At 34.1% G+C, this 16,372-nt stretch carries 16 protein-coding genes and 1 tRNA gene; 13 read left to right on the forward strand and 4 right to left on the reverse strand.

Annotation, left to right across the window (positions count from 1 at the left end; genetic code table 11):
- Positions 1-98: 98 nt before the first annotated feature.
- The 3 genes from E0F98_RS03660 to E0F98_RS03670 form a co-directional block, all read right to left on the reverse strand.
- Positions 99-1,313 (reverse strand): MFS transporter, encoded by a 1,215-nt coding sequence (locus E0F98_RS03660; RefSeq protein WP_132109231.1) that lies wholly within the window; start codon positions 1,311-1,313, stop codon positions 99-101.
- Positions 1,314-1,624: 311 nt separating this feature from the next.
- Positions 1,625-2,665, reverse strand: coding sequence for a Gfo/Idh/MocA family oxidoreductase (locus tag E0F98_RS03665; RefSeq protein ID WP_132109232.1), 1,041 nt, complete (start codon positions 2,663-2,665; stop codon positions 1,625-1,627).
- Between the two features lie 536 nt (positions 2,666-3,201).
- Entirely contained in the window at positions 3,202-4,269 is a 1,068-nt protein-coding gene (locus tag E0F98_RS03670) for an NADH:flavin oxidoreductase/NADH oxidase (RefSeq protein ID WP_132109233.1), read from the reverse strand.
- Positions 4,270-4,471: 202 nt separating this feature from the next.
- Between E0F98_RS03670 and rseP the strand changes: the two genes are divergently transcribed.
- From rseP to E0F98_RS03685, 3 genes are all read left to right on the forward strand, one after another.
- A complete protein-coding gene (gene rseP / locus E0F98_RS03675; protein ID WP_132109234.1) occupies positions 4,472-5,815 on the forward strand; it encodes an RIP metalloprotease RseP in 1,344 nt (447 codons plus the stop codon).
- A gap of 140 nt (positions 5,816-5,955) precedes the next feature.
- Positions 5,956-6,029, forward strand: a tRNA-Asn gene (locus tag E0F98_RS03680).
- 223 nt (positions 6,030-6,252) lie between these two features.
- Positions 6,253-7,458 (forward strand): site-specific integrase, encoded by a 1,206-nt coding sequence (locus E0F98_RS03685; protein ID WP_132109235.1) that lies wholly within the window; start codon positions 6,253-6,255, stop codon positions 7,456-7,458.
- A gap of 37 nt (positions 7,459-7,495) precedes the next feature.
- On the opposite strand, the gene E0F98_RS03690 is transcribed toward E0F98_RS03685, so the two are convergent.
- Positions 7,496-7,741 carry a helix-turn-helix domain-containing protein gene (locus E0F98_RS03690; RefSeq protein WP_126739756.1) on the reverse strand — a complete coding sequence of 82 codons (246 nt, stop codon included), beginning with the start codon at positions 7,739-7,741 and terminating at the stop codon, positions 7,496-7,498.
- Positions 7,742-8,051: 310 nt separating this feature from the next.
- Between E0F98_RS03690 and E0F98_RS03695 the strand changes: the two genes are divergently transcribed.
- The 10 genes from E0F98_RS03695 to E0F98_RS03745 all read left to right on the forward strand — a co-directional run bounded on the left by E0F98_RS03695 (position 8,052) and on the right by E0F98_RS03745 (position 16,207).
- Positions 8,052-8,372, forward strand: coding sequence for a hypothetical protein (locus E0F98_RS03695; protein WP_132109236.1), 321 nt, complete (start codon positions 8,052-8,054; stop codon positions 8,370-8,372).
- Positions 8,373-8,438: 66 nt separating this feature from the next.
- Positions 8,439-8,648 (forward strand): hypothetical protein, encoded by a 210-nt coding sequence (locus E0F98_RS03700; protein WP_132109237.1) that lies wholly within the window; start codon positions 8,439-8,441, stop codon positions 8,646-8,648.
- 181 nt (positions 8,649-8,829) lie between these two features.
- A complete protein-coding gene (locus E0F98_RS03705; protein WP_132109238.1) occupies positions 8,830-9,303 on the forward strand; it encodes a hypothetical protein in 474 nt (157 codons plus the stop codon).
- Between the two features lie 75 nt (positions 9,304-9,378).
- Positions 9,379-10,128, forward strand: coding sequence for a hypothetical protein (locus E0F98_RS03710; protein ID WP_132109239.1), 750 nt, complete (start codon positions 9,379-9,381; stop codon positions 10,126-10,128).
- Positions 10,129-10,237: 109 nt separating this feature from the next.
- Complete coding sequence (locus tag E0F98_RS03715; RefSeq protein ID WP_243699190.1) at positions 10,238-10,582, forward strand: hypothetical protein; 345 nt, start codon at positions 10,238-10,240, stop codon at positions 10,580-10,582.
- A 109-nt stretch (positions 10,583-10,691) separates the two neighbouring features.
- The gene (locus E0F98_RS03720) at positions 10,692-11,582 is read left to right on the forward strand and encodes an AAA family ATPase (RefSeq protein ID WP_073209492.1); all 891 of its coding nucleotides are present in this window, start codon (positions 10,692-10,694) and stop codon (positions 11,580-11,582) included.
- Positions 11,566-12,549 carry a DUF3871 family protein gene (locus tag E0F98_RS03725; protein ID WP_132109241.1) on the forward strand — a complete coding sequence of 328 codons (984 nt, stop codon included), beginning with the start codon at positions 11,566-11,568 and terminating at the stop codon, positions 12,547-12,549. The genes E0F98_RS03720 and E0F98_RS03725 overlap by 17 nt, the downstream gene beginning before the upstream one ends.
- 509 nt (positions 12,550-13,058) lie before the next feature.
- Positions 13,059-13,883, forward strand: coding sequence for a hypothetical protein (locus E0F98_RS03735; RefSeq protein ID WP_132109243.1), 825 nt, complete (start codon positions 13,059-13,061; stop codon positions 13,881-13,883).
- A 235-nt stretch (positions 13,884-14,118) separates the two neighbouring features.
- A complete protein-coding gene (locus E0F98_RS03740; RefSeq protein ID WP_132109244.1) occupies positions 14,119-15,570 on the forward strand; it encodes a hypothetical protein in 1,452 nt (483 codons plus the stop codon).
- Positions 15,560-16,207 carry an NUMOD1 domain-containing DNA-binding protein gene (locus E0F98_RS03745; protein ID WP_132109245.1) on the forward strand — a complete coding sequence of 216 codons (648 nt, stop codon included), beginning with the start codon at positions 15,560-15,562 and terminating at the stop codon, positions 16,205-16,207. The genes E0F98_RS03740 and E0F98_RS03745 overlap by 11 nt, the downstream gene beginning before the upstream one ends.
- The last annotated feature ends 165 nt before the right edge of the window (positions 16,208-16,372 follow it).

Here is a 16,372-nt window from a genome sequence, read left to right on the forward strand (position 1 = left end):
GCCCTGATCGCAGCGGTATCCCACGCTTTTATAGCGTGGATATAGCGAAGAGCAGGTGATACGTCATTAAAAAAACAAAAAGTATTGCTCCTAAAAAATTACTGAATAGCTTTGATTCGGCTAACCATAAGTGCAATTAATATTCCGAAAATACCAATAAAGGCAAAGGAAAATCGCAAGCCCATCAATTCTGCAATGTAGCCAATAACGGGTGGCCCCATTAAAAACCCTAGAAAACTCACACTGGTGACAATCGTTAGCGCTTCTCCGGGCGGAACCGTCGTATTTTTTCCAGCCAGACTATATAAGGTGGGAACAATCGAGGAAACCCCGAGCCCAACAAGCATAAAACCAATTGTTGATGGAATTAAATACGGAAAAGCTACGGCTGTAAAAAGTCCTGCGGAGATTAATAAACCGCTGGTTTGTATTACTTTTTTTCTTCCAAAACGAACAATTAGACCGTCTCCCAGAAAACGTCCTGTTGCCATCATAATCATAAAGGAGGTGTATCCTAAAATAATTAAAGGACCTGGTGCGTTGACAACATCTTTAAAATAGATTCCGCTCCAGTCAAACATAATTCCTTCGCTCGCCATGCAACCAAAACCAATTATACCTAGCCAAATTAGCGCACTGTCTGGCTTTGTAAATAACTTTTTCCTTTCGACGGTTACTGGAGTTTTTTTGGCTTTTATCAGATATCGATAATTAAATGCAACCAATGTTATAACAAAAAGTCCCACGATTAAAAAATGATAAAACGGCGATAGCTCTAATGAAAGCATCCCTAAACCGATTAAAGCACCCGTAAATCCCGCAAAACTCCAAACGCCATGAAAAGAAGCCATGATCGTTTTTTGATATAATTTTTCGGTGTAAACGCCTTGTGTATTGATGGAAATACTATTCATATTTCCGAATATTCCAAATAGAAATAAGCCGAGTGCTAATTGCCAAGATGATGTGGCTAAGCCCATATTTGAAAGGCTAATCGCATACATTATTAGTGAAAACACCCCGACGCGATGACTACCAAAGCGAGTAACTAATTTCCCTGAAAAAGGCATCATCGCCAACTGCCCTAAAGGAAGTGCAAATAAAATCGTTCCTAGATCGGCTGCGCTTAAATCTAATGCCATTTTAATATCTGGAATTCTACTTGCCCAAGTTGCAAAACACAATCCCATCCCAAAATAAAACGCCGCAACAGCCCAACGAATTCTTCTTAAATAAGAAAGCTTTGCTTTTTTATATGATTTCTTGAGTTTGCCTTCGGTTTTAAAGCGGTCTATAAAATTTAATTCTATCAAAACGATATTTTTTACTAATTGAAAGATGCAAAATTACAAAAAAGCTAGACGATGAATTTGACAAAAAAGCAATGCAATGAATTTACAACGTTATTGTTTGTAACATTCACAGCTTTGTTTGCTACAACCATTAACTATTTTGCCGGAAGTCTGAAATTTAGCCACGAATTTCACAAATTAAATAGTGAAATTCGTGGCTAAAATCATATTGCTTTCCCCCGAACGTCTCTTTGAGTGTTTTTGGCTTTTAGATTGATATTTAATTGAACAATATGTAATTAGCCAAAAAAGTATCGAGAAGCTTTGCTTTCTTAAATAGCAATCGCTTTTCTCTGAGCACTACTTTGAATCGCCGCTTCGATAATTTGCATAACTCTCAGTCCGTCTTGCCCTGTAACCGGCTCTTCTTTATTATTTGAAATGGAATTATACACTCCATCAAAAAAGTCGTAGTAATTCCCTTGCAGCGTTGGGATTTTTTCAAGCGCGACTTTACCATCTATCTCGGTATGTAGCAAACCTTCTTTTTCAATTGACTCTGTCCCCCAGTTTTCCACGTTTGGTTTGGCGCCTAATTTCAATTCGTCTTCTTGAACATCGCCACGAGGCTTTAAAAAAGATCCTTTCTTACCATGAATAGTGTAGGCGGGATTGGCTTCGCGAACAAAAAAACTAGCTTTTAACCGCACTCTAAAATTGGGATAATATAATAAAATATCAAACCAATCATCTACCAAAGAGTGTTCGCGGGTGGTTCTAATATCAGCGAAAACCGCTTGAGGAAATCCAAATAGATACAAAGCCTGATCAATTAAATGCGGTCCAAGATCTTTCAAAATTCCGGCGCCAGCATTGGCAGTTTCTTTGTGTTGCTTGGGGCTCAACAGCGGATTATAGCGGTCAAAGTGAAATTCAGCTTCGACAATATCACCCAAAACGCCGTCTAAAAGAACTTGGCGCACTGTTTTGAGATCACTGTCCCATCTTCTGTTTTGGAAAACGGATAGTTTAACTCCCTTTTCAGTGGCTAGATCCACCAATTCTTGCGCTTCGGCCGCCGTGGTGGTAAAAGCTTTTTCGACTACGGCATGTTTTCCTGCCAATAATACTTCTTTGGCATATTCAAAATGGGTTCCCACTGGTGTGTTGACGATAATTAGATCAGCATCAGATTCCAATACTTCTTTTAACGTAGCATAACTCTTTACACTAGGATAATCCTGTTGAATTAATTTTTTACTTCGTTCCCAAGATCCTAGTAATTCAAATCCGGGGTGAAAATCTAGAAATGGTGCATGGAATACTTTTCCAGACATGCCGTAGGAAAGTAGGGCAGTTTTTATTTTTTGCATATTTATTATTTTATTGAGGTATGGTTTTTTACCACATAGAAACATAGGTTATTTTTATTGGGCTGAGAAAGCTTCGCTTTGACATAGAGTACATATATTTGAACTTTCTTTTTAAACATATAAGTCATCTAAGTTCTTTTAACTATGTGGACAATTTTAAGAATGGTGTTCTAACTACTTCCTTTTTTTACCACATAGAAACATAGGTTAATTAGATTGGGTTGAGAAAGCTTCGCTTTAACAGAGAAATCTCTACCTTCTTTTTTTTTCAAAAACATATAAGCCCATATAAGTTCCTTTTAAAAACTTGCAGCTTTTATAAGTCAAGATTGTATTACTTCGTCTTTTTAAATTTTTCTTTTTCGAGTAACATAGCTATGCTATCCTTAAAAAAAGTGAAACGCCTCGTAACGTTTATAAAATGTATGTCTCTATGTGGTTAACCTTTTTTTAATCATGCAGTGCTACAGCTCCTTTAGCAAGCTTTAAATTTTGTTGCGATTAAAAAAACTCAGTGCATAATCTTAGCTCTTTAATTACTTCTTAGCTCTTTCGTACTGTTTTGGCCATTGCACCTCAACATCTAAATCGGCAGCGAAAGTCAATCCCAGGTTTGGGTTTCTCAATGATTCTCGTCCAAATAGAATTAAATCGGCTTTTCCCATTAACAAAATTTCTTCGGCTTGGGTTGCATCCGTAATTAAACCTACCGCTCCAGTCATGATTCCGCTTGCTTTTTTAATCTTTTCGGCAAAGGGAACTTGGTATCCTTGTTCTACTGGAATTTTTTGATAAGGCACTAATGCTCCCGAAGAAACGTCGATTAAGTCGACACCTTTATCTTTTAAAGTTTTCGAAAGTAATACTGATTCTTCGATATCCCATCCGCCTTCGGCCCAGTCGCTTGCAGAAATCCTTACGAATAACGGCAAATCTTTTGGCCATTCAGACTTTACGGCTTCCACAACTTCGAGAGTCAATCTTATGCGGTTGTCAAAACTTCCGCCGTAATCATCCGTTCTTTTATTCGATAAAGGCGAAAGAAATGAATGCAATAAATACCCATGAGCTGCATGAATCTCCATAACTTGAAATCCTGCTTTTACCGCTCTTTTGGTCGCTGCTTTAAAATCTGCAATTACTTTGTCAATACCCGCCTTATCTAAAGCAAGTGGCAAAGTGTCTGCATCTTGAAACCGAATTGCGCTTGGCGCCACAGTTTCCCAGCCGCCTTGTGTTGCATCTAGTTTTTTATGTCCGTTCCATGGCGAGGAGCAACTTGCTTTTCTACCTGCATGCGCCAATTGGATTCCTGGAACCGAATTTTGACTGATAATAAACTCGTTTATCGATGCTAATTTCTCGATGTGTTCGTCTTTCCAGATTCCCATATCGTCTGGAGAAATTCTTGCTTCTGGAGAAACTGCGGTCGCTTCCTGAATGATTAAACCTGCTCCACCCGAGGCACGGCTGCCCAAGTGCACCAAATGCCAATCACTGGCAAAGCCATCAACGGAAGAATATTGGCACATTGGAGAAATAACAATTCTGTTTTTAAGGGTAAGGTTTTTAATTTGTAAAGGAGAATATAATAATACTGACATAAGGATGATTTTATAAAATTTGAGTTGGAATTTTTATCGCTTTAAATACGATACTGTAAAGTTACATGACATCCTTCGAAGTAAAAAACCTAATGGCATAATTGTTGACTACCCAATTGTTCTCTAGCCAAATTGTAGGGCTTTCAAAATAAAATAGAAAACCCTACTTTTGTGGAATTCAATTAAGAACCTAATATAAAAAATGGATTTATTTATCAAGCTTTCGCAATTTTTAATGAGTTTGTCATTATTAATAATATTACACGAACTAGGACATTTCATTCCTGCTAAATTGTTTAAAACCAGAGTTGAAAAATTCTATTTGTTTTTTGACGTTAAATATTCCCTTATCAAAAAGAAATTTGGCGATACAGAATACGGTATCGGTTGGTTGCCACTGGGCGGATACGTTAAAATCTCAGGTATGATTGACGAGAGCATGGACAAGGAACAAATGGCTTTGCCACCACAACCTTGGGAATTTCGATCTAAACCAGCTTACCAACGTTTAATTATAATGTTAGGTGGAGTTACAGTCAACTTCATTTTGGCTTTTATCATTTACATCGGGATGGCCTTTGTTTATGGCGATACTTATATTGCTAATGCAGATATGAAAGACGGGATATTGATCGAAAATCAAGCGATGTTGAATGCAGGATTCCAAACGGGTGATAAAATCATTTCGGTTGATGGTACAAAAATCGAAAAATTTGACAATGACATCAATATGAAAATCGTTTTGGGTAAAGAGGTTCTTATCGAAAGAAACGGAGCTCAGCAAACCATAAAAATGCCTAATGATTTTGTCGACCAATTGTCTAAATTTGAAAAAAGCAGTATTGTAGGAATCAGAATGCCGTTTGTGATTGGAGCTGTTAGTGACGAATCTAGCAATACAGAATTAAAAGCGAAGGACGTTGTACTAACACTTAACGGAGAAGCTGCAAAGTACTTTGATCAAGCTCAAACTATTTTAGAAAATAACAAAGGTAAAACGATTGCAGCAACGGTATTGCGTGATCAAAAAGAAGAACAAGTTCAAGTTGCTGTAAATGCCGACGGAAAATTAGGAGTTCAACGTGGCGGATTAGCCATGGCAAACTTAGAAAAACTAGGTTTCTACAAAGTAAGTAAACAAGAGTACGGTTTCTTTGAATCGATTCCAGTAGGAATTACAAAAGGAAAAGATCAATTAGTAGGATACGGAAAACAACTAAAGATGATTTTCAGTCCAAGCACGGGTGCTTACAAACAAGTAGGTGGTTTTAAAGCCATATTTGATATTTTTCCAAGTACATGGAGCTGGGAAACTTTCTGGACTATCACGGCTTTATTATCAATTATGCTTGGAGTAATGAACTTATTACCTATTCCGGCACTCGATGGAGGTCATGTAATGTTTTTATTATATGAAATTATCAGCGGTAAAAAACCAAGCGATAAATTCCTTGAAAACGCACAAATGGTTGGTTTTGTTTTACTTATAACGCTACTATTATTTGCTAACGGAAACGATATTTACAAATCAATTGTAGGGAGATAAAAAAAAATAAAAAAAGTTTGATTTTTATTTGCACAAACCAAATGATAGCCTATCTTTGCACCGCTTTACAACTGAAACGCACATCACAATAAAGCAACAAATAAAGATTAAAAAGTTCTTAGATATAAAAACATACAGTTTCCTTCTTAGCTCAGTTGGTTAGAGCATCTGACTGTTAATCAGAGGGTCCTTGGTTCGAGCCCAAGAGAGGGAGCTTTTTAAAAAGACTTTACAGCAATGTAAGGTCTTTTTTGTTTTAAGGCGGTAGTGAAAGCGGGACTTCACGGTGGTTTAGTAGAGAAAGGAGAATTTTTGACTTCTGCCAACTTGCCAACTTATTTTGAAAAAAAAGGTAACATATTAGGTAACACTTTTTTTTCAATAGGTAACACTTTTTTTATTGTAACTAATTGCATGTCTGACTTAAACCAAAAGTTATGACAACAGAAAATTTTAAAATTCTATTTGTTCAAGCAAAGAGCAGAACAAACAAGAAGAATCAATCTCCATTGTATTGCAGAATTACACTAAATGGGAACAGAAAACAGCTTAGCACAGGCATTCATATTGAAGCTGACTATTGGGACACCAAAAACCAAGTAGTTCTAAAATCCCATAAATCTGCAATTCTATACAACTCTCAACTTGACACAATAAAATCAAAGGTCAATAGCATCTACATGATTTTAAGATTACAGGAAAATCCTTTTTCTGTTGAGGACATTCACGATAAATACTTAGGCAAAGAAATAAAGAAAAGTGAATTTGTCCTTTCCTACTACAAACAGTATCTAGCCAAAATCAAAAAACTCGTAGGATTAGAAATCAAAGACAACACCTATAACAAATTCGTTTACGTTGGAAATCATCTGGAAGCATTCCTGAAATGGAAATTTAAAAAAACAGATTTTCCTTTAGAAGAATTGAGTCTACAGTTTTTAGATGATTTTGATTACTATTTAAAGACAGAGAAGAAACAAGAACAAATTACTATCAACAAAACCATTCAAAGGCTTAGAACCCCAATAAAACAAGCCATTTCAGAAGGTTATTTAGATAGAGATCCGTTTATACTTCACAAGTCCAAAACAGTCCGTAAAACCGTTATCTTCCTTACTACAAAAGAACTCAAAACCCTTGAAGAAGCAGTATTACAACAAAAGAGATTAAGCACCATTCAAGACTTATTTATTTTTTGTTGCTACACAGGACTAGCCTATAATGAAATGGCAAATCTTGAGAAGCAGAACATCCAAATAGGGTTTGATAACATTAACTGGATTCAGATGAAGAGAGAGAAAACACAGCGTCAAATCTCAATTCCAATTCTACCAAAGGCTCAAGAAATTATTGAGAAATACTCAACTGATAGTAACCGCATATTCCCATCAATAAGCAATCAAAAATTCAATTCGTATCTCAAGGAAATTTCAGCTATAACTGGAATTGAAAAAAGATTGACGCACCACATTGCAAGAAAAACATTTGCTTCTACAGTTTTACTGTACAATGATGTTCCAATGGAAATTGTATCAGAACTACTGGGTCATTCTAACATGGTTATTACACAGGAAAGTTACGGGAAGGTAGTGCAGAAGAAAGTTAGTGAGGCAATGGCTAATCTAAAAGATAAATTGAAATAGTACAAAATGAGTCTAACGTATTTAATGCGTTTTAGGCTCATTTTTCATTTAAAATATTTATTCCTTCAAAAATTTCATTTACATCTATACCCAAAGCAAAACAGAATCTCAATAGTAAATCAACAGTCATTCTTTGTTCATTTCTAAATACTCTTCTTACGGTAGTTTCTGAACATAGTGCAGCTCTGGCAAACTCAGATTTATTGCCATTGAATTTTACAAGGAACTCTTTGTATATCCTTTTGACTAATTCAAGTTCTATCTGTTCTAGATGCTTCTGCATTGAGCAAAGAAAATAAACGGTTAAATCAAAAACCTCTTCACCTATCGACTTATAAGTCGAAAATTAAATTAGATTTGTGGATTGATATAAAATCCATTAGTGATGTAATACACTAATCTGAAAGAATTGCGGTTTATTTTAAAGAATGAGGAAACCCGTAATGGAATGATTTGAAAACCAATTACTTTGCTAACAAATCACTAAAAGTGGGTATTGTGACAGCTATATTTATACTTAGTACCGGAAAACAATTACATCTTCAGAAATGAATTAAGGTTTTAATCAAAAACCAGAAAATAAGACGATATCAATGGAAAAAATTAAGGCTCAATTGATTTTATCATGCATCAATAACGCTCCAGAATCATTTTTACCTATTCTAATGTCAGCGGAGGTAGAGACAGAAGCGCCTAATAAAAAGGATTTCTATCAATTTTTTAAAGGAATGCTTAATCATGCTCATGGAAGTTCAGAAGGAGAACTTCTATTGAAAATAGAACAGCCAACTTTGGACACAGATACAGAAGTGCACAATTATAACTTTTATGACAATGCCCATAAATATCCCCTCCTTTCAATCGAAGTTAAAGAAAACAACAATCTAATCTATTTAGACGTAATGCCCTTTTAAGATAAATTAAAGTCACTTTGATAAAACTAAAACATAAGAACTACATTATAAACACTTAAAAAAATTATGGCAGAAGAAAAAAAAGACAATAGCAGATGCGCAAAGATTGGTGTTATAGCAATCATATTACTATTCTTATTACCACTATGGGGCTTGTCTGGAATGATGCATGGCGAGAGCTTTATGGGAGGTATTGGAGAGACTATTGGCGCTTGGATTGTTTTAATTGTGGTTGGTGCGGTTGGCTATGGAATATTTAAGACGTTTAATAAGTAATTGCGGATTATGTGATCTGCGGATTTAAATAGCCTGCTACAATAATGTCAGTAAATTATAATAGGCCTACTTTTTTGATTGTGGTTTTATTTACCACTATCGGATATAAGCAAACAACAATAAAAATATCTTCCGATCAAATGCTTCGTTATCTCAATAATAAAATTCAACATTAATAACTATGAAAAAATATTATCATTTACTAATTGCTTTCTTTTTAATCAATAGTCTAAATGCGCAAATAATTGAAGGTGAAGTTGCCGTTTATAATAAAAGCTCTTATTTTATGGGAGACAAAGAAAGCTGGAAAAGAGTTGAAATCAATGGAGGCTTAGATTTTAATAGAAAAGCGTATATCAATTTTGAAGACGAATCAATAACTTTTTTTGTTGGTGGAAATTCAACTGATGAGGAAGTTTACATCAAATCTGACTTGGTAATAGGAGGAATGGCAACTACAAAATACACCGTGTTAGCTGAAATACCATACATAACATTCATGACAAAAAAAGAAGGGCTCGAAATTATTTATTTTGATTCAACTAATTTTAAGTCAAACCAATCAGTATTCGTTATTACAGAATTTAAAAGCCATACAATGTACTTTCTTGAATGTAATAAAGATGTAGACGAATTTATTGCAAAATTATATTAAGAACCTATTACACGCTTCAATAGAAGTTAAGAAAACAACAATCAATGCCCTTTTAAAATTTTAAATCACATCAAAATGAAAAATATAATCTTGCTTTTTCTGACAATAACTCTAACATGCTGTAAACAAAATGAAAATAAAGAAAAAACCATACTCTCCTTTGTTGATTATTGTGATAAGACTGACGAAGCATTTTTAAAGAGTAAATCTACCCCAAAGAAAAATCAAATACTTTTTATGAATTATCATTTAAATATGACAGAAGCTGAATTTGATAGTGTTACAAAAAAAAACATTAAAGAAGGCATCATGAAAATCTACAAAGATACCCTTTATCTAAATTTAGAAAAAGGCTGTAATTTTAAGATTACTAATTCAATAGTAGACAACAAATTAAAAATAATGCACCTTACTTATTCATGGAAATTCAATAGAAATTCCAGTTTTTACAATCCGAAAACTTATTATGAATTCTATAACAAGATTCTACAAGAAAAATATGGAAGCCCCATTTGTAGCTACGAGGATATCGATAATGAAAAATTTAATTCTTTAAGTCTTAGTAAATCTAATGGAGCATCTTGGATTAAAGACGGTATAAAAATTACATTGGATGAGTTTAATACTCTTGATAGTTCAATTAGTAACCATTCTGGGGAATTGATTCAAACATACATTATTTATCAAGAACTATCAGATTGGAGAAGAAGACACAGAGCTTTAAAACTTTCAGAAAAAAAAGAGACAGCGAGACAGAATATTGAACGCCGGAAACTTGAAAAGGAAAACTTAAGAAAAGATAGTATTTATAATAGCAATTTTTAAAAATTTAATTTTTTTAAAGTCACACGCTTACTAAACCACACGTCACCCCCTACTCATTTTATAATTTGGGATATGCCCGTCAATGTTTAATCTTAAAATTATAAAAACTATGGTTACAATTGTAGATTACAAAAAATATCAAAGAGAGAATGGGGAAAGCTTCTATGCTCTTGAAGTACAAGGAGGAATCGAATCTGTAAAAAGTAAAGAAACCGGAAAGACTTACTTTACAGTGCGAACAACTAAAGTACCATGTACTTTTAATGAGCCAACCTGTAAGGCACTACTAGGAACTCAAATGCCCGGAACTATAAAAAAGGTAACAGTAGACCCTTATGAATTTACCATTCGGGAAACAGGTGAAATCATCAAAATGTCCCACCGATACGAATACCTTTCAGAAGAAGAAAGCATCGTTGAGAGCAACGTGCTAAAAAATGAAATGGTGTACTAAAACACCTCTCTATAAGTAATTAAGGAACTCCAAAAGGGGTTCCTTTTTTTTTATAACAATAATTTATTATGTCGAATAACGACCAATAACAACATCAAATAACATCAGTATGAAACTACAAAAAGCACAAAGGAACCAAGTGAAATTAAGACTGGGTTTAAGTGGCGCAAGTGGCTTTGGTAAATCTTATTCAGCATTACTATTAGCTTACGGAATCACTAACGATTGGACTAAAATAGCTATAATTGACACTGAAAATAACAGTGCCAGCCTCTACTCCCACTTAGGAGATTTTAACGTATTGTCGTTGAATGAGCCATACGCTCCAGAGCGTTATATTCAAGCCATTGAGGTTTGTGAAAAAGAAGAAATCGAAGTAGTTATAATTGACAGCATTACACACGAATGGTCTGGCAAAGGTGGATGCTTGGAACTACATGAACAACTTGGAGGAAGATTCCAAGATTGGGCTAAAATAACTCCGCGTCATCAAGCCTTTATCGATAAAATTCTTAATTCAAACTGTCATGTGATTACTACTGTACGACGCAAAACGGATTACAGTCTTGATAAAGACGGCAACGGTAAGACTAAAGTAATGAAGCTAGGAACTAAGGAAATTACAAGAGACGGCTTCGAATATGAGCTGACAGTCAATTTTGAGCTTATAAATGACAATCATCTTGTGACCGCTTCTAAGGATAGAACTGGTTTATTTTCTGGGAAACCTGAATTCGTCATTAATTCATCCACAGGAAAGAAGCTTATTGAATGGTGCAATTTAGGAATTTCGGTTGAAATTGCTATGTCTGAAATCAATGCTTGTGAGAATCTTGAGGGATTGAAGCATGTGTATTCAAAATATCCTTCGCTTCAAAAGCAGATTCACAATGCCATTATGAACAGGAAAAACCAGATAGAAAACATCGCTAGTCACCTAGTCGACGAAAAAGAAATTGTAAAACCATTAATTGAAGAGAACCATGGAATTAGTACTTAATAGTAGCATCAACGAGCATCTAGTAGATGAGAACGAGATAATAAACAAACCATCAAGTAGTTTTATTGAAGCCAATACTGAAATAGTCAGTTTAGAACATTTGGAAAAAGATTGTATAATCCCTGTATTCTCAAAGGATAACGAGTCAACAATTAGCCATTTCCAGTTTGTAGATAAATGCCAACAAATAATTCAAAAATTACTGCCTGGGGTACTTCAGAAAACACCTGATATTAGAGTAAGCCACGTAGTAAAAGGAAGAATTCCATCAGCAATAGGAAAACCCGCAAAGGATCTTGAAGAACACGAAAAAACCATTTATTACGAACGATGTGCCTTCATTATAGATTTACCCTCGACAAAGCAAATTGTTAACGGAAATGAGCTTACATTGAGCATTGGCGGAGTACGAGCGTATAATCAGGAGAACCTTTATAGTAAGAAATCAATGGAAAAATTCAAAGTTTTTATTGGCTTCAAGAATAAGGTGTGTACTAACTTATGTATTAGTACAGATGGCTTTTCCAATGAAATAAGGATATCTTCTATACATGAGTTAGAAGACAAAATGATTGAGCTTTTCTCTAATTACAAGAGAGACAATCACCTTAAAATGATGGAGCGAATGATTGAACACAAGTTGTCTGAAACGCAATTTGCGCATCTAATTGGAAAATTCAGAATGTTTACGCACTTAGACAAGCACACACAGAAATCAATCTTCCCAATTTCATTGAATGACAGTCAGATAAACAATATTGTGAAAGACTATTACCAGTGTCCAAACTTCTCAAGAAGTCACGATGGTTCGATAAGTTTCTGGAATCTGTACAACTTATTTACGGAAGCGAACAAATCCTCTTACATCGATAATAACCTAGAACGTAATGTCAACGCATACGAACTAATCAACAACCTAGGTAAATCCATCCAAAACAACATTCCCAATTGGTTCCTGCATTATTAATCATAGCTCTTTTGTTAGGTAAAGAACACTTTACGGGAGGTAGAGAAAGAAGAAATTATGGAAGACCATGAATTAGCAGATGTGCTACAATACAGCTCGCCTAAAGAACTTTATGTAATAACGTATTACAATGTGCTCAAATTACTTTTTTGCCCTTTCAGAGTCAAGGTCTTATCCAACGTTGGACTTCTAAGGAAAGGGCAATTAGTTTGGGTTAGTGAGGTTAAAGTAACAACAGAATTAAAAACAATTTTTATAATAAACGGGAACGCTTACCATTACCACTCTTTTGAAATCCTTATTGAGGAATTTACAGAGTAGTTATTATAAAACAAGGAGTTATGCTGAATTTCGATAACCAACTTTTGAGACGGTTTCTCCTTTATCAATAAAACCACTGAAAAAGCTTTTTGTACAAATTGAAAACGGAGAGATTCTGTCTCTCCATTTTTTATCTCATTAAAAAACAATTAATATTGTAGGACTAAAACTTTAATGCTACAAGCACTATGCAACTTGATAAATTAATCGACGATCTTAAGGAATTTAAAAAAACTGATTGGTTAGAAAAAGGATTTCGTGACTTATTTAGTAAAATAAACGAATTTGAGATTTGCACTCCTAACGATAAATTTGATCAGTTCACTTACAATGCTCCTGTTGTAATAAATGAAGAAGTGGTTGATAATGAAGTTTTAGTAACTTTTGAAAGTTTTAAATTGCAAAAGTTCAAAGCGAAAATAAAAACAATCCACAATGAGTTTGAAATCCTATCTAAGATAGAAAAAAATTATTACTGTGAATCGCTGATATCAGTACTTAAACTAATATCTAACAACTTCAGTAAGGGTTCTGAATTCAAGGATTACCATACAGAATTAAAATTGGCAATTGAAGAATTATCTATTGAATATTCAACACACCTAAACAAGACCACTAAGAACAATTCTTTCAAATACATTACCGGTAGAGATAATAATAGTTTTACTAAAATACAGCTTCTCTACAAAGTTTTAATGGAGAATGATTTAATTGAAAAAGAAACAAAACTCAATGATTTCGAACTTGTTTTTAAAAACGAAACCATTAAAAAATTAATTCGTTGGACAGGTACCACAAGTGAACTCAAATATTTTATAAAAATAATCAATACTCCTGATTATGGTTTTGAAGATAACGGAGATGAAAAATGGCGAGTTGCCGTAAATTGCTTCATCAAAGTTAAAAAAAGGTCTATTGAAAAAGTTGATTTCAAAAACTTAAGAACTTACAAAATTACTCCGGCGACAATTACTAAACTAGACTCTTTAATCGTAAAGTCCTTTCGGAAATAAATCTAAAAAACATTGTTTTCAAAGCTTAAAAACCCTTTTTAGCAAATTTTATACTACCCATATACTACGCCTTTAAAAGTATTTAAAAATATTGTTTTTCATATATTACATAGAACTTATAGGTATCTAATTAAAACTATACTACTCTTATACTACGGTGGTACTTTACAGCCTTTATTCTTCCAATCTTTGCATCAGCCTACCGAAATAACAGTAGGTTTAAAAAATTAATTAAATGAAAAAAGAAGAACAAAAAAAACAAAAAAAACAAAAAGAACAAGAAGAACAAGGAGAACAAGGACAAGATGAAAACGTATTTTGGACAGAAAACGGAGCTCCAAAAATTTTACATGTAGGGTTATTAAACTTCCTCGAATCTAATGGTTATGTTAAGGTTGAAATTGGAGAAAACAATTATGTATTCGCTAAAATAACGAACAATAGGTTAAGTCAAGTTACAGAAGGACAAATGGCAAATGACGTTAAGGACTACCTGATAAAAAACAATAAACCAGAAGTTTTAGAAGTTTTTGTTAAGGGGGTTGGAGGTTATATTACAACTAGAAAATTAGATATGCTTACCTCGATTGAAAACATAAATGATCGAGACACGAGAATGAGTTCAAGATTTTATTTTAATAATTGCTATTGCGAAGTAGATAAAAATGCAATTACCTCCTATGATTATTCAACCCTCCAAAATCCAATTTGGGAAAAGAGAATCATACAGAAATCATTCACGAATCCTTCAGGAAAAGGTCAGTTTGAGATATTCTGTGAAAATATCACAGGACAAAACTCAGAAAGGTTATTAGCCTTAAGAACTATTTTAGGATACTTATTACATAGAAACAAGGAAGTAGGAGAACCTATGGCAATTATTCTCTACGATGTAGGAATGGGGCAAAACAACCAAGCGCATGGAGGTACGGGTAAAACACTTTTGTCGATGGCATTGAAACAATGTAGAGAAGTAGAGATTTTTGATGCAAAGGAAATAAAAGAAGGTAGTTGGTTTAAGAATCAACGAATTGAGTTAACAACAGACGTTCTGGTTTTTGATGATTTGAAAAAGCACTACAGTTTTGAAGGATTCTTTCCAATGATTACTTCTGGACTAGAAGTAGAAAAAAAAAGGGAAAAAGCATTTTACATCGACTTCAACAATTCTCCAAAATTATTAATTACTTCAAATTACTATGTTTCTGGGCCCGGCGGTTCTTCTGATGAAAGACGCAGATTTGAGTTTGAAATAAACAATCATTATAATCAAGACTTTACCCCAGAAAGAGAATTTGGAAATCGATTTTTTGGTTCGCAATGGGACGAAAATGAATGGAATAAATTTTATCATTTTATGATGGGTTGTTGTCAGTCATACCTTCAACATGGGTTGTATAAAGTGCCCCACATTAATTTATCTCAAAACAAATTCTTAGATGGATTAAATGACAAATTTGTAGCTTATGCCGACGCACATGTTCAAAATGACACTTCAATAGATAAGAGAGAATTTGAAAGTGGTTTCAAACATTTTTATCCTGAGATGAAAGAAACAACTCCTCATCAAATTGCCAAATGGTTAAAAATATATGCCGCAAAAAAAGGAGCGACTTTTTCAACAGAATCTTCAGGCGGGAAGTATACTTTTATTTTAATCTCTAATTCAGTTCAAAATGCAGCATAATATAATCTACAAAGTGGTAAACACAATTACGGACGAGGTATACATAGGTGCGACCACTAAAAGTATTGAAGAGAGAAAAGCAGACCACCTACAAAAATCTCGAAAAAAAGTTGGCAGTTGTTTTCAGGAATCTATAGCTACATATGGAGCTGATGCATTTAAATGGGAGCAAATTGATTCTGCGAACTCAACAAATGAACTTGCCGAAAAGGAAAGGCAATACATCTTGCAATACAATAGTAAAGAACAAGGATACAATTCTGATTCTGGGGGAGGATTCAAAAAAATAGTCTATCAGTTCAATGAAGATGGAATTTTAATAAATTCCTTCAGTAGCTTAAAGGAGATAGAAACAACCTTGAATTATGATAAACGAAGGGTTTCTAACGCATGTACAACCGCTACTCTTTGGAAAGGAAGTTATTGGTCCTATTCCCTAAACAAGACCTTTATACCGGCTATAGATAGTAGGAAAAAGAAAGTTTTCCAGTACTCTTTAAATGGTGAAATTTTAGCTCGTTATAATTCCGTTGCAGAAGCATCAAGAGAAACTGGAATATCCAAAACCTGTATCTCACGTTGTTGCAGAGGAGAAAGAAGGAGTTCGTCAGGATTTCTTTGGAAATATCAAGATTAATAAGAGAGAGACAGTGTAACAGCTGTCTTTTTTCATTTTAAACCAAATCAGTTTAATGAATATAGGCGTACTAAACTGCTTGGTAGCAAAATCTCTATTCTTTTCCCTACCCTCTCAATAATTTATCCTTACAACCAAATTTTCAATATCACTGGAATTTGCATT

Origin of the sequence: Flavobacterium hiemivividum (assembly GCF_004349145.1) — a bacterium.
GTDB classification, from domain to species: Bacteria; Bacteroidota; Bacteroidia; order Flavobacteriales; family Flavobacteriaceae; genus Flavobacterium; species Flavobacterium hiemivividum.

Bases quoted from the DNA above. Each gene is read 5' to 3' on its own strand.
- E0F98_RS03665 (WP_132109232.1), bottom strand. From the start codon at position 2,665: ATGCAAAAAATAAAAACTGCCCTACTTTCCTACGGCATGTCTGGAAAA.
- E0F98_RS03670 (WP_132109233.1), bottom strand. From the start codon at position 4,269: ATGTCAGTATTATTATATTCTCCTTTACAAATTAAAAACCTTACCCTT.
- rseP (WP_132109234.1), top strand. From the start codon at position 4,472: ATGGATTTATTTATCAAGCTTTCGCAATTTTTAATGAGTTTGTCATTA.
- E0F98_RS03685 (WP_132109235.1), top strand. From the start codon at position 6,253: ATGACAACAGAAAATTTTAAAATTCTATTTGTTCAAGCAAAGAGCAGA.
- E0F98_RS03690 (WP_126739756.1), bottom strand. From the start codon at position 7,741: ATGCAGAAGCATCTAGAACAGATAGAACTTGAATTAGTCAAAAGGATA.
- E0F98_RS03695 (WP_132109236.1), top strand. From the start codon at position 8,052: ATGGAAAAAATTAAGGCTCAATTGATTTTATCATGCATCAATAACGCT.
- E0F98_RS03700 (WP_132109237.1), top strand. From the start codon at position 8,439: ATGGCAGAAGAAAAAAAAGACAATAGCAGATGCGCAAAGATTGGTGTT.
- E0F98_RS03705 (WP_132109238.1), top strand. From the start codon at position 8,830: ATGAAAAAATATTATCATTTACTAATTGCTTTCTTTTTAATCAATAGT.
- E0F98_RS03710 (WP_132109239.1), top strand. From the start codon at position 9,379: ATGAAAAATATAATCTTGCTTTTTCTGACAATAACTCTAACATGCTGT.
- E0F98_RS03715 (WP_243699190.1), top strand. From the start codon at position 10,238: ATGGTTACAATTGTAGATTACAAAAAATATCAAAGAGAGAATGGGGAA.
- E0F98_RS03720 (WP_073209492.1), top strand. From the start codon at position 10,692: ATGAAACTACAAAAAGCACAAAGGAACCAAGTGAAATTAAGACTGGGT.
- E0F98_RS03725 (WP_132109241.1), top strand. From the start codon at position 11,566: ATGGAATTAGTACTTAATAGTAGCATCAACGAGCATCTAGTAGATGAG.
- E0F98_RS03735 (WP_132109243.1), top strand. From the start codon at position 13,059: ATGCAACTTGATAAATTAATCGACGATCTTAAGGAATTTAAAAAAACT.
- E0F98_RS03740 (WP_132109244.1), top strand. From the start codon at position 14,119: ATGAAAAAAGAAGAACAAAAAAAACAAAAAAAACAAAAAGAACAAGAA.
- E0F98_RS03745 (WP_132109245.1), top strand. From the start codon at position 15,560: ATGCAGCATAATATAATCTACAAAGTGGTAAACACAATTACGGACGAG.